Origin of the sequence: Streptomyces sp. NPDC048462, from assembly GCF_043200175.1 — a bacterium.
Taxonomy (GTDB): domain Bacteria; phylum Actinomycetota; class Actinomycetes; order Streptomycetales; family Streptomycetaceae; genus Streptomyces.
Genome location: NZ_JBICXG010000037.1, coordinates 1 through 13,019, shown reverse-complemented (window position 1 = coordinate 13,019; position 13,019 = coordinate 1). Strand labels below are relative to the sequence as shown.

The following is a 13,019-nucleotide window of genomic DNA, read 5'->3' as shown; positions in this document are numbered from 1 at the left end:
GTTCCCCCGGACCCGGCCGGAGGGCCCGTACCTCGATGTCCGTGCACAGCCATTCGACGGCGCCGTACGCGGCCGCCGCCGCCCCAGAGTTCCCCCGGCATGTCGTCACCGCCGTGCTCGTCTCCCACGACGGCGCACGCTGGCTGCCCGACGTGCTCGCCGGGCTGCTCGGGCAGGACCGCCCCGTACAGAGCGTCGTCGCCGCCGACACCGGCAGCGCCGACGACTCCGCGCGACTGGTCACCGAGGCGCTCGGCGCCGACCGTGTCCTGCACCTCGCGCGACGTACGAGCTTCGGCACCGCAGTCGACGAGGCGAGCCGCACCGCCGGTGTCCTCACCCCGGACGACCTGCCGTATCTGAAGCGCCCCAGCGGCTGGGACCCGGTCACCAGGACCTGGCGCGACGACGCCTACGACCTGCCCGAACTGCCGCACGGCGAACCGGTGCAGTGGCTCTGGCTGCTCCACGACGACTGCGCGCCCGAGCCCGACGCACTCGCCGAGATGCTCCGCGTCGTCGACAACGACCAGCACGCCGCGATCGTCGGCCCCAAACTCCGCGGCTGGTACGACCGCAGGCAGCTCCTCGAAGTCGGCGTCTCCATCGCCAACAGCGGGCGCCGCTGGACCGGCCTCGACCGGCGCGAGCAGGACCAGGGCCAGCACGACCAGGTCCGTACCGTGCTGTCCGTCTCCACCGCCGGCATGCTGATCCGCCGTGACGTGTGGGAGGAGCTCGGCGGCTTCGACCGCAGGCTCCCCCTGATGCGCGACGACGTCGACCTGTGCTGGCGTGCCCACATGGCCGGGCACCGGGTGCTGATCGCCCCCGACGCCGTCCTGCGGCACGCCGAGGCGTCCGCCCGCGAACGGCGCCCCATCGACTGCGCCGGGCGGTCCGTCGCCAGCCCGCACCGCGTCGACAAGGCCGGCGCCGTCTACACGATGCTCGTCAACGCCCGGGGCAAACTGCTGCCCTGGGCGCTGCTCCGGCTCGTACTCGGCACCCTGCTCCGTACGCTCGCCTACCTCGTCGGCAAGGTGCCGGGACAGGCGCTCGACGAGGTCGCCGGACTCCTGGGCACCCTGCTGCGGCCAGGCAGAATCCTCGCGGCCCGCCGCCAACGCGGCAAGGGGGTCATCGACCCGGCCGAGCTGCGCGGCCTCTTCCCCGCCCCCGGCGCCACCGTTCGCGCCACCGTCGAACAGGTCGCCGGAAACTTCGGCGGCTCCACGGAGGCCGAGCCCGGCGGCTCGCGGCACGGTGCCGTCGAGTCCGGACCGGGCGGCGACGACGCCGACTTCCTGGAGATCGACCAGTTCGCCAAGTTGAAGCGGGTCGGCCGGAAGCCCGGACCGGTGCTCTTCGCCGTCCTGCTCCTGGTCTCCCTCGTCGCCTGCCGCAGCCTGATCGGCGGCGGCGCACTGGCCGGCGGTGCCCTGCTGCCCGCACCCGGCGACGTCTCCGAGCTGTGGGGCCGGTACGCGGACGGCTGGCACACCATCGGCACCGGCGGCACCCAGACCGCACCGCCCTACCTGGGCATGATCTCCGCGCTGTCCGCACTGTTCCTCGGCTCCACCGGATTCGCGCTCACCCTGCTGCTGGTCTGCTCGGTCCCGCTCGCCGGGCTCACCGCGTACTTCGTCTCCCGTCCGCTGATCCCCTCACGGCTGCTGCGGGCCTGGGCGAGCGTCGCGTACGCCTTCCTGCCCGCCGCGACCGGAGCCCTGGCGACCGGCCGCCTCGGCACCGCCGTCCTGCTCGTCCTGCTGCCCCTGATCGCCCGCGCGGCCGTCTCGGCGCACGGGATGCGCGGCAGCGGCGACAGCCGAGGCAGCTGGCGCGCCACCTGGGCGTACACCCTGCTCCTCATCCTCACGATGGCGTTCACCCCCATCGTGTGGCCGCTCGCCGTGGTTCTCGGCCTCGGTGTCCTGGTGCTGCGCCGCAACGACATCACCGCCTACGGGCTCCGCTTCCTCGCCGCCGTCGGCACCCCGCTGCTCGTCCTGGCTCCCTGGTCGCTCTCCCTGCTGACCAGCCCCTCGTCCTTCCTGAAGGAAGCGGGCCTGGAGGCCGGTACGGGATCGGCCTCCGCCCTCGACCTGCTCGGGATGAGCCCCGGCGGGCCCAAGGCGGCGGGCGGCGTCCTGCTGCTCGGCATCGTGCTCGCGGCACTGGCCGCGCTGCTGCGCGGGGAGCGGCAGTTCGCGGTCCGGACCTCCTGGGCTGTGGCCCTGGTCGGCCTCGCCTTCGCCGGACTCGCCAACGGCTCCGGCTGGGCGGGACCGGCCACCCTCGTCTACGGCGCCGCGCTCATCTCCGCCGCGCTGATCGGGGCGGACGGTGCGCGCATCCGCGTCGCGGAGCTCAGCTTCGGCTGGCGCCAGCCCGTCGCCGTCCTGATCGCGCTCGCCGCGGGCATCGCCCCCGTGCTGGCCGCCGTCGGCTGGATGATCGGCGGCGCCGCCGGCCCGCTGGAGCGGCGCGACCCGGTGCAGGTGCCCGCGTTCGTCGCGGAGGAGAGCGGCACCCGTGACCAGCCGCGCACCCTGGTGCTCGGCGGAACGTCGCCCTCCTCGGTCGCGTACACCCTGGTCCGGGGCTCGGGCGCCCGCCTCGGTGACGGTGAACTGGCCGAGGCCGGCGGCGGCAACAGCCACCTCGACAAGGTCGTCGCCAACCTGGTCGCGGGCTCCGGCGCCGACCAGGGCAGCCAGCTCAGCGGCTTCGCGATCCGTTACGTCCTCGTGCGGGACGGCGCGCCGAAGCAGATGAGCCGGGTGCTCGACGCGACGCCCGGCCTCAGCCGGCTCAGCCAGCTGGACGGCAGCGCGCTCTGGCGCGTCGACCGCCAGGTCGCCCGGATCATGATCGTCCCGTCCGCCGCGGGAGACGAGCCGCTGCCGGTCGGCTCCAGCCCGGTCGAGGCGCACACCGACATCCCGGCGGGCGGCGCGGGCCGGGTGCTGCGGATCGCGGACGCCGCCGACCCCGGCTGGCAGGCCACGCTGGACGGGCGGCCGCTGACCCGCAAGACCGTCGACGGCTGGGCGCAGGGCTTCGAGCTCCCCACCGGGGGCGGTTCGCTGGACCTCACGTACGAGACGTCCATCACGCACTCCGCGTGGATCTGGGCCCAGGCCGCGTTCGGCGTCGTCCTGCTGGTACTGGCCCTTCCGGGCCGCCGCCGGGAGATCGACGACGACCTGCCCGACGAGACCGTGCCGGTCCCCGCCGAGCCGGTCGCGGGTGAGGGCCGCCGGGCCCGCAGGCTGCGCGCCGCCGCCCAGGCGGAGGGCGAGGAGCCCGAGGAGGGCAGCGGCGAGGGCGACGAGGACGCGGACACGGGGGAGCAGGCCCGGTACGCCCCCTCCCAGCCCCCCACCGCCGAACCGGAACCGCAGGCCGAAGACGGCCAGGAGGTCTTCGTGCCGCATCAGGCCGAGGCCGACACGGGCCAGTACGCGGCGGTGCCGCAGCAGGGCTACGGGGAGTGGGACGCCCAGCAGTACCGGGGCGCCGACTACCCGCAGTACCAGGAGGGCCAGTACCAGGAGGGCCAGTACGGGGCCGGGCAGCAGCCCGCCGCCCCCGGCTACGACCAGTACGGCTATCCGCAGCAGCAGGGCGACTACACCGCGTACGACCAGGGCCAGTACACCAACGCCCCCTACGACGCGGCGAACCCGCAGCACGACCCCAATGCCCAGTACGGCACGGGCGACCAGTACGGCAACGCGCAGTACGACGCCACCGCCCAGTACGACGCCAACGGGCAGTACGACCCGAACGCGCAGTACGACCCCAATGCCCAGTACGGCGGCGGCCAGTACGGCGACCAGCAGGCGTACGACCCGCAGAACCAGCACCCCGGCCACGACCCCGCCCACCCCGGCCACGACCCCGAACAGAACCCCGACGAGAACCCCGCCCCGGGCCAGAACCCGTGGCCGACCGGTAACGCATCGCGAGGCGAGTCCGAGTGAAGTCCACCAGCCTGTCCCTCATCGCGGGGGCCGTCGCCCTCGCCGCCGTCACCGGATTCGCCGCGCTCAACGTGCCCGGGGACGACACCGCGACGGCGGCCGGGGCGGCCTCCCGGCTGCCCGTGGAACGGTCCAGCCTGCTCTGCCCGGCACCCGGCCTCTCGGATCTCGCGGAGACGGCGTACACGTCCTTCACCCCGCCCGCGAACGGCGGTGGCGGCGAAGCCGGTACGGCCGAACTGAAGTCACCCGCGACCGAAAAGAAGGACGACAAGGACAAGTCCAAGTCCGGGAAGAAGAGCAAGGACAAGGCGGCTGATTCGGACAAGCCCGTCGTGGCCCTCAAGGAGCCCGGCAAGCCGGTCACCGCCGACGTGTCCGGCTCCGACGCCCCCGCCCTGGTCGGCACCGCCACCGGCCTGCTCGCGCCCGGCTGGAGCGCCCAGCAGACCACCACCGTCGAGGCCGGCGACGGACGAGGCGTGCTCGGTGTCAGCTGCACGGCACCCGACACCGACTTCTGGTTCCCGGCCGCGAGCACCGCGAAGACCCGCGAGGACTACGTCAACCTCACCAACCCGGACGACACCGCCGCGGTGGCCGACATCGAGCTGTACGGTCCGGACGGCACGCTCAAGTCCGATGTCGGCGAGGGCATCACGGTCCCCGCCGGATCCGGCGTCCGGGTCCTGATCTCGACGCTGACCAGTAAGGCGGCCGACGATGTGACCGTCCACGTCACCACCCGTACCGGGCGGGTGGGCGCGGTCGTCCGGACCGCGGACAGCAAGACCGGCAGCGACTGGCTCACCGCCTCCGCCGCCCCGGCGGGCACCCTGGTGCTGCCCGGCATCCCGGCGGACGCGACCTCGGTCCGGCTGGTGGCCTTCGCCCCCGGCGAGGACGACGCGGACCTGAAGGTGCAGCTGCTCGGCAAGACGGGGCCGTTCGCCCCGGTCGGCAACGAGGAACTCCACGTCAAGTCGCGGATGACGGCCGGGGTCGACCTGAAGAACCTCACCCGGGGCGAGGCGGGATCCCTGCTGCTGACCCCCTCCCAGAAGGACAGGGCCACCCCGGTCGTGGCCGCGCTGCGGGTGGTCCGGGGCAAGGGCGCCAAGCAGGAGGTCGGCTACATCCCGGCGACGGGACCGGTGGGCGCACAGGCGACCGCGGCCGACAACCGGTCGAAGGGCTCGACGCTCTCGCTGACCGCTCCGGGAGCGGCCGGCACGGTGAAGGTCACGGCGTCCGCCGGCAGCAAGGGCGGCACCGCGGTCAGCAAGACGTACAAGGTCGCGGCGGGCACGACGCTCGCGGTCACCCCGCCGGTCCCGTCCGGCCTCAAGGGCACGTACGCGCTGACGGTGCAGACCCGGTCGGGCGGCCCGGTCCACGCCGCCCGCACGCTGGAGCTGCCGCAGGACGGCATCCCGATGTTCACGGTGCAGACCCTGTCGGACGACGGCGGAACGGTCGAGGTACCGGCGGCCGAACAGGACCTGTCGGTCCTGGACGACTGAAGCGACTGGAGCGGCCGCAGCGACTGAAGCGGCTGAAGGCGAACGGGCGGCGGGGACGGGCGGGAATCGAGCCCCCGCCCGTTCCGCCACTCCCGCCCGTTCCGCTACTCCTGCCCGTAGCGCGGGTCGACCGACTCCGGGGCGAGCCCGAGCAGCTCCGCGACCTGCTCCACCACGACCTCGTGCACCAGCAGAGCCCGCTCGTCGCGGTTCTTGGTGCGGATCTCGACGGGACGCCGGTAGACGACGATCTGCGCCGGCTGCCCCTTCTCGGCGGACAACGCGTTGCCCAGCGGAACGATGTCCTCCCCGGTGCTCGGTACATCGAGGACCACGAAGTCGACCTCGGCCAGCTGCGGCCAGCGCCGCTCCAGCCGCTCCACGGAGTCCTGCACGAGATCACGGAAGCTGTCCGCCCGGCTGGCCGAGAGCGGCACCTGGGGCGGGGCGACGGGCCCGCGCATGCCTCGGCCGTGTCGGTCTCGGCGCCGCGGGCGCGGCTCGGACGGGTGGGGCGGTACGGGACTGTCCATCACCGACGCAGCGTAACGCTCCGCGCGGCGAGTGGACGGCGGCTGCGCGGGGACGAAACCGGCCTGTCCGCTCCTGAACATTCCGGCCACGAGGGAGCCCGTTTCCGGCCCCGGTCGTGACCGTTCCGCGGCTGCCACGTGAACGCTTCCGGGGCGAGCGATGACCGGAAACCCCACCCTCATGACCTGTCTCCCTCTCCTGCCGCGCAGGTCAGGAGAGTTGCCCCGGAGCCGGCCGTACCCGCGGTCACAGGGCGACACGGTGGGGTGAGCCGAGGGAGAGTCGTCGCAGCCCGCTCAAGAGTGCGGTAGCGTCCAACATCGTGAGCCCTGTACGTCGCTGTTCGCGCACCGCGTGCGGCCGCCCTGCCGTCGCGACACTGACGTACGTCTATGCCGACTCGACTGCGGTCCTCGGCCCGCTCGCCACCTACGCCGAGCCCCACTGTTACGACCTCTGTGCCGAGCACAGTGAGCGGCTGACCGCGCCACGCGGCTGGGAGGTCGTCCGGCTCTCCGATCCCTCCGCGCCCGTGCGCCCCAGCGGTGACGATCTCGAAGCGCTCGCCAACGCCGTACGGGAAGCGGCGCGTCCGCAGGACCGCGGCGACGGGCCCAGGGGCGGCGGCGGCCGCCGCAGCGCCGATCCGGCGGAGGTCGCCCGCCGGGGCCACCTCCGGGTGCTGCGCTCGCCGGAGTCCTGAGCGGGCGCCGGTACGCCCGGCGCGCAGGGGGTACCGGGCCGCCGGGTAGTTTGGCGGTCCGAAGAAACCCTCAGGAGGACCGTCCCGTGACTGCAGACCTGTCGCAGCTCGTGAAGGCGTACGACGTTCGCGGAGTCGTGCCCGACCAGTGGGACGAGGCCCTGGCCGAGCGGTTCGGAGCGGCGTTCGTCGAGGTGACGGCCGCGGCCGCGATCGTGATCGGCCACGACATGCGCCCCACCTCCCCCGCCCTGTCGGGAGCCTTCGCCAGGGGCGCGGCGGCCTGCGGCGCGGACGTCACGATGATCGGCCTGTGCTCGACGGACCAGCTGTACTACGCGTCGGGGGCGATGGACCTGCCGGGCGCGATGTTCACCGCCTCGCACAACCCTGCTCAGTACAACGGCATCAAGATGTGCCGTGCGGGCGCGGCACCGGTCGGCCAGGACACCGGCCTCGCCGAGATCCGCACCTTGGTCGAGGAGTGGTCCACGACCGGCGCCCCGCAGCTGACCGCCACCCCCGGCACCATCACCGAGCGGGACACGCTGACCGACTACGCCGCGTATCTCCTGTCGCTGGTGGACCTCTCCGCGATCCGCCCGCTGAAGGTGGTCGTGGACGCGGGCAACGGCATGGGCGGCCACACGGTCCCCACGGTCTTCGCGGGCCTGCCCGTCGACCTCGTCCCGATGTACTTCGAGCTGGACGGCACGTTCCCGAACCACGAGGCCAACCCGCTCGACCCCAAGAACATCGTCGACCTCCAGGCCAGGGTGGTCGCCGAGGGCGCCGATCTGGGCCTGGCCTTCGACGGCGACGCGGACCGCTGCTTCGTCGTGGACGAGCGGGGCGAGGGCGTCTCCCCGTCGGCGATCACGGCCCTGGTCGCCGCCCGCGAACTGGCGCGCAACGGTGGCAGCGGCACGGTCATCCACAACCTGATCACCTCGCACTCGGTCCCGGAGGTCGTACGCGAGAACGGCGGCACCCCGGTCCGCACCAGGGTCGGCCACTCCTTCATCAAGGCGGAGATGGCCGCACACGGGGCGATCTTCGGCGGCGAGCACTCGGCGCACTACTACTTCCGCGACTTCTGGAACGCGGATACGGGCATGCTCGCCGCCCTCCACGTCCTGGCCGCCCTGGGCGGCGGGCCGGCCCCTCTCTCCACCCTGGTCTCCCAGTACGACCGCTACGCCGGCTCCGGCGAGATCAACTCCACGGTCGACGACCAGCCGGCCCGCACGGCCGACGTCCGGGCAGCGTTCGCGCACCGCGAGGGCGTGACCACCGACGACCTGGACGGCCTCACGGTCACGGCCCCGGACTGGTGGTTCAACCTCCGCGCCTCCAACACCGAGCCCCTGCTGCGCCTGAACGTCGAGGCCCGCGACGAAGCGACGATGAAGGCAGTACGCGACGAGGCACTGACCCTGATCCGCCCCTCCCACCCCGCATCCGCCGCGACTCCCTGACCCACTGCTCCGCGCCCCGGCCAGTCCATCCCAGCCTCTCCGGCGTTTGAGGAGCGGGGTCCGGGGCGGAGCCCCGGTTACGGGAAGGGGCGGGCAGGGGGACAAGGCCCGCCGCAGGCGCCCCACCCGCAGGCGCCCCCACCCACGCACCGCACCGACACCCCCACCGCCGCATCCCCTCAACAAGCCCCCCGGCCAGGCCGCGCCCCCGCCACCCCAGCGGTAGGCTGACGTCGCCCGATCCATGAACAAGAACACGCACTCGCGCCCGCCCGAAGGGACCCACCCCATGCCGCTCGAAGCCGGCCTCCTGGAGATCCTGGCCTGCCCGGCCTGTCACGCACCCCTCGAAGACCGGTCGGCGGCCGACAGCCCCGAACTGGTCTGCACGGGCAAGGGCTGCGCACTGGCCTACCCGGTACGGGACGGCATCCCCGTCCTCCTCGTCGACGAGGCCCGCCGCCCCGCGTAAAAGCCCACACCCCGGGTGATCAGCACGTGATCGGAGGACCGTCCCCATGCTCGACGAGTCGTTGCTCGACGCCCCGGAAGCCCTGGCCCGAGCCGACCGCCGCGGCCTGCTGCGCGGCGCCGCCGAGGCCGGGGCCAGGGTCCGTACCGCCGCCCGGCACGCGACGGAGGCCGGGATCCCCGAGCTGAACCCGGAGGGCCGCCCGCGCGCCGTCCTGGTCGCCGGCTCCGGCACCGCCGCATCCGGCGTCGCGGACCTGATCGCGGCGCTCGCCGGGGCCTCCGCGCCCGTCACGCGCATCCACCCGACCGGCGTCGCGCCCGCCGCGGGCGCGATGCGCTGGACGCTGCCCGGCTGGGCCGGCTCCCTCGACCTGCTGCTCATCGCCACTGCGGACGGCTCCGAGCCCGGTCTGGCGCTCGTCGCGGAACAGGCGTACCGCCGAGGCTGCAGCGTGGTGGCCGTCGCCCCCAGGCAGTCCCCGCTGCGCGAGGCGGTGGACGGCGTACACGGCCTCGTCGTGCCGATGGCCTCCGCCCCGCACGGCGAGTACGACGCCGAGACGTCGGCCGCCGGGCCCGGCACCCTGTGGGCACTGTTCACCCCGCTGCTCGCGCTGCTCGACCGCGTCGGCCTGGTCACCGCGCCCCCGGAGACGCTCCAGAGCGTCGCCGACCGCCTGGACCGCACGGCGGAACGCTGTGGACCGGCCATTGCCACGTACAGCAATCCGGCCAAGACCCTGGCCGCCGAACTCGCGGACAGCCTTCCCCTCGTCTGGACCGAGGGCGAGGCCGCCGCCCCGGTCGGACGCCGCTTCGCCGCGGTCCTGGCGGAGCTCTCGGGCCGCCCGGCCCTCGCGGCCGAACTACCCGAGGCGCTTCCCACGCACGGGGGGCTGCTGGCCGGGGCCTTCGCGGCCGGAGCGGACCCGGACGAGTTCTTCCGCGACCGGGTCGACGAGCCGGAGGCCCTGCGCGCCCGGGTCGTCCTGCTCAGGGACCGGCCCACGGGTGGTCTGAGCGCGGCGCCGGCGGCCCGCGAACTCGCCCTGGGCCACGAGACGCCGATCAGCGAACTCGAACCGGAGGAGGGCAGCAGGCTCGAAGCCCTCGCCGAACTCCTCGCGGTCACCGACTTCGCCGCGGTCTACCTGGCACTCGCCTCGGAAGCCCGCGCCTGAACACCCACGCACGCACCACAGCCCCACCTACACACCACACCACCGCGCACGCACCACACACCACCGCGCACCCAACACCACAGCACGAGGACACACTCCATGGACCGGCTCTCCAACACCGTGCGCCCGTACGCCTGGGGCTCCACCACTGCCATCCCCGCCCTGCTGGGTGTCGCCCCCACCGGCGAGCCCCAGGCCGAGATGTGGATGGGCGCCCACCCCGGAGCCCCCTCCCGGATAACCCGCACCGGCCCCGCCACCGCACCCGACGCGGCTTCCGGCACCCCGCAGCCCGCCGCCGAGCAGCCCCTCACCGAGGTGATCGCCGCCGACCCCGTGGGCGAGCTCGGCCGGCCCGCAGTCGAGAAGTTCGGCCCCCGGCTCCCGTTCCTCCTCAAGCTGCTCGCAGCCGGCGCACCGCTCTCCCTCCAGGTCCACCCCGACCTGGCCCAGGCACAGCAGGGCTACGCGGACGAGGAGCGCCGGTCCGTCCCGATCGACGCCGCCCACCGCACGTACAAGGACGCCAACCACAAGCCCGAACTGATCTGCGCGCTCACCCCCTTCGACGGCCTGTGCGGCTTCCGCCGGCCCATTGAGGCGGCCGAGGCGATGGAGGCGCTGGGCGTCGACTCCCTCAAGCCGTACGCCGATCTGCTGCGCGCCCACCCCGAAGAGGCCGCCCTGCGCGAGGTCCTCACGGCGATCCTCACCGCGGACCCGGCACAGATGACGGAGACGGTGACCGCCGCGGCCGCCGCGGCGGAACGGCTCGGCGGCGCGTACGCCCCGTACGCGCGCATCGCCCACCACTTCCCTGGCGACGCGGGCGTCATCGCGGCCATGCTGCTGAACTACGTACAACTCCAGCCCGGCGAAGCCCTGTTCCTCGGCGCCGGAGTCCCGCACGCCTACCTCGACGGCCTCGGCGTCGAAATCATGGCGAACTCGGACAACGTGCTGCGCTGCGGACTGACGCCCAAGCACATCGACGTACCCGAACTCCTGCGCATCGTCCGCTTCGAGGCGACCGATCCCGGGATCCTGCGCCCCGAGGCGTCCCCGTCCGGCGAGGAGGTGTACGAGACCCCGGTCGACGAGTTCCGGCTCTCGCGCTTCGACCTCTCGGCGGGCGGCGACCCCGTCGACCTGACCGCGGCCACGCCCCAGATCCTGCTCTGCACGGCGGGCGCGCCCCGGACCGGCGACCTCGGCCTCGTACCCGGCGAATCGGTCTTCGTACCGGCAGGGGAGAAGGCAGAAGTGTCGGGCACGGGCACGCTGTTCCGTGCCACTGTGGTGGCCTGACGTACCGTCCGCACCGCGGACTGCAACAATGTCCGGCCGTAGCGCGGCCGCCGGAGCCGCAGCACCGAACGAAGGGACACCAGGCACCCATGAGTGCGTCAGGCGGAACCAAGGCGATCGTGGCGGCGCTCGGCGCCAACCTCGCGATCGCAGTGGCCAAATTCGTGGCGTTCCTGTTCAGTGGCTCGTCGTCGATGCTCGCGGAGAGCGTCCACTCGCTCGCCGACTCGGGCAATCAGGGGCTGCTGTTGCTCGGCGGCAAGAAGGCCAAGCGCGAAGCCACCCCCCAGCACCCCTTCGGGTACGGGCGCGAGCGCTACATCTACGCCTTCCTCGTCTCCATCGTGCTGTTCTCGGTGGGTGGCATGTTCGCGGTGTACGAGGGCTACGAGAAGATCAAGCACCCGCACGAGATCGAGGCCTGGTACTGGCCGGTCGGCGTCCTGATCTTCGCGATCATCGCCGAGGGCTTCTCCTTCCGTACGGCCATCAAGGAGTCCAACGAGACCCGCGGCGCACTGTCCTGGACCCAGTTCATCCGCCGCGCGAAGGCCCCCGAACTCCCCGTGGTGCTGCTGGAGGACTTCGGCGCGCTCATCGGTCTCGTCCTCGCCCTCGGTGGCGTGGGCCTGGCCGTCGGCACCGGTAACGGCGTGTGGGACGGCATCGGCACCCTCTGCATCGGCATCCTGCTGATCGCGATCGCGATCGTCCTGGCCGCCGAGACCAAGTCCCTGCTGCTCGGCGAGGCCGCCGGCACCGACCAGGTCGAGAAGATCAAGGCCGCGGTCGTGGACGGCGACACCGTCACCGGCATCATCCACATGCGTACGCTCCACCTCGGCCCGGAAGAGCTGCTGGTCGCCGCCAAGATCGCGGTCCAGCACGACGACACGGCCACCGAGGTCGCCAACGCCATCAACGCCGCAGAGTCCCGCATCCGCGAGGCGGTCCCGATCGCCCGGGTCATCTACCTGGAACCGGACATCTACAACGAGGCCGCGGCCCGCTCCGGCACCAACCCGGCCAAGGACTCCACCACGGACCCCGCCGGATCAACCGCCGTGACCACAGCGCCCACAGCGCCCACAGCGGCCACACCCGCCCCGGCTCCCGACGAAGGCCCCGACACCCCGGCCGATCCGACGGAAACCAGCCACTGAACGCGCCGTACTCGCCTTCGAGGCCGCTTCCGGACCCGGTGGGCTGGGAGCGGCTGGGCCGTTCGGTGTAGATTCGACGGCAGTGCCAGACGTCGCTGCTGATGGCGGTCGATCGGTCCGTACGACGGACCGGCCGAGGGAGAGAGGGCCTCCGACGGACTGCGCTGCGAGCCGCTCGGGCATTCGTGTGCCCTAGGCCGCAGAGCCGCCCATCCACCCCCTCGAACCATCTGAGGAGCAGCCCGTTATGACGACGGTCACCAATCGACAGGACTTCAAGGTCGCCGACCTCTCCCTCGCGGCGTTCGGCCGCAAGGAGATCACGCTGGCCGAGCACGAGATGCCCGGTCTGATGTCGATCCGCAGGGAGCACGCCGCCGCGCAGCCGCTGGCCGGTGCCCGTATCACCGGTTCGCTGCACATGACCGTGCAGACGGCGGTGCTGATCGAGACCCTGGTCGCCCTCGGCGCCGAGGTCCGCTGGGCCTCCTGCAACATCTACTCGACCCAGGACCACGCGGCCGCGGCCATCGCGGTCGGTCCGACCGGCACTCCGGACGCCCCCGCCGGTGTCCCGGTCTTCGCGTGGAAGGGTGAGTCGCTGGAGGAGTACTGGTGGTGCACGGAGCAGGCGTTGACCTGGCCGAACACTGCTACCGG

General features: G+C 73.0%; 10 protein-coding genes. 9 read left to right on the top strand and 1 reads right to left on the bottom strand.

Annotation, left to right across the window (positions count from 1 at the left end; genetic code table 11):
* Nucleotides 1-35 precede the first annotated feature (35 nt).
* Nucleotides 36-3,995: a glycosyltransferase gene (locus ACGFU6_RS35690; protein ID WP_393616718.1), complete on the top strand. Its 3,960-nt coding sequence runs from the start codon at nucleotides 36-38 to the stop codon at nucleotides 3,993-3,995.
* Nucleotides 3,992-5,518, top strand: a complete 1,527-nt coding sequence (locus tag ACGFU6_RS35685) for a DUF5719 family protein (protein ID WP_393616717.1) — start codon at nucleotides 3,992-3,994, stop codon at nucleotides 5,516-5,518. The genes ACGFU6_RS35690 and ACGFU6_RS35685 overlap by 4 nt, the downstream gene beginning before the upstream one ends.
* 104 nt (nucleotides 5,519-5,622) lie before the next feature.
* Here ACGFU6_RS35685 and ACGFU6_RS35680 read toward each other — a convergent pair whose 3' ends face one another.
* The gene (locus tag ACGFU6_RS35680; RefSeq protein WP_393616716.1) at nucleotides 5,623-6,051 is read right to left on the bottom strand and encodes a metallopeptidase family protein; all 429 of its coding nucleotides are present in this window, start codon (nucleotides 6,049-6,051) and stop codon (nucleotides 5,623-5,625) included.
* Nucleotides 6,052-6,374: 323 nt separating this feature from the next.
* On the opposite strand from ACGFU6_RS35680, the gene ACGFU6_RS35675 reads away from it, so the two are divergent.
* The 7 genes from ACGFU6_RS35675 to ACGFU6_RS35645 all read left to right on the top strand — a co-directional run.
* Nucleotides 6,375-6,755: a DUF3499 domain-containing protein gene (locus ACGFU6_RS35675; RefSeq protein WP_185092327.1), complete on the top strand. Its 381-nt coding sequence runs from the start codon at nucleotides 6,375-6,377 to the stop codon at nucleotides 6,753-6,755.
* Nucleotides 6,756-6,841: 86 nt separating this feature from the next.
* The gene (locus ACGFU6_RS35670; RefSeq protein WP_393616715.1) at nucleotides 6,842-8,233 is read left to right on the top strand and encodes a phosphomannomutase/phosphoglucomutase; all 1,392 of its coding nucleotides are present in this window, start codon (nucleotides 6,842-6,844) and stop codon (nucleotides 8,231-8,233) included.
* A gap of 289 nt (nucleotides 8,234-8,522) precedes the next feature.
* Nucleotides 8,523-8,705 (top strand): Trm112 family protein, encoded by a 183-nt coding sequence (locus ACGFU6_RS35665; protein ID WP_393616714.1) that lies wholly within the window; start codon nucleotides 8,523-8,525, stop codon nucleotides 8,703-8,705.
* 46 nt (nucleotides 8,706-8,751) lie between these two features.
* On the top strand, nucleotides 8,752-9,888 hold the full coding sequence (locus ACGFU6_RS35660; RefSeq protein ID WP_393616713.1) for an SIS domain-containing protein: 1,137 nt from the start codon (nucleotides 8,752-8,754) through the stop codon (nucleotides 9,886-9,888).
* A 99-nt stretch (nucleotides 9,889-9,987) separates the two neighbouring features.
* Entirely contained in the window at nucleotides 9,988-11,196 is a 1,209-nt protein-coding gene (gene manA / locus ACGFU6_RS35655) for a mannose-6-phosphate isomerase, class I (protein ID WP_393616712.1), read from the top strand.
* 89 nt (nucleotides 11,197-11,285) lie between these two features.
* The gene (locus ACGFU6_RS35650; protein WP_393616711.1) at nucleotides 11,286-12,359 is read left to right on the top strand and encodes a cation diffusion facilitator family transporter; all 1,074 of its coding nucleotides are present in this window, start codon (nucleotides 11,286-11,288) and stop codon (nucleotides 12,357-12,359) included.
* Between the two features lie 247 nt (nucleotides 12,360-12,606).
* A partial coding sequence (locus tag ACGFU6_RS35645) for an adenosylhomocysteinase (protein WP_393616710.1) occupies nucleotides 12,607-13,019 on the top strand: 413 nt, incomplete at its 3' end.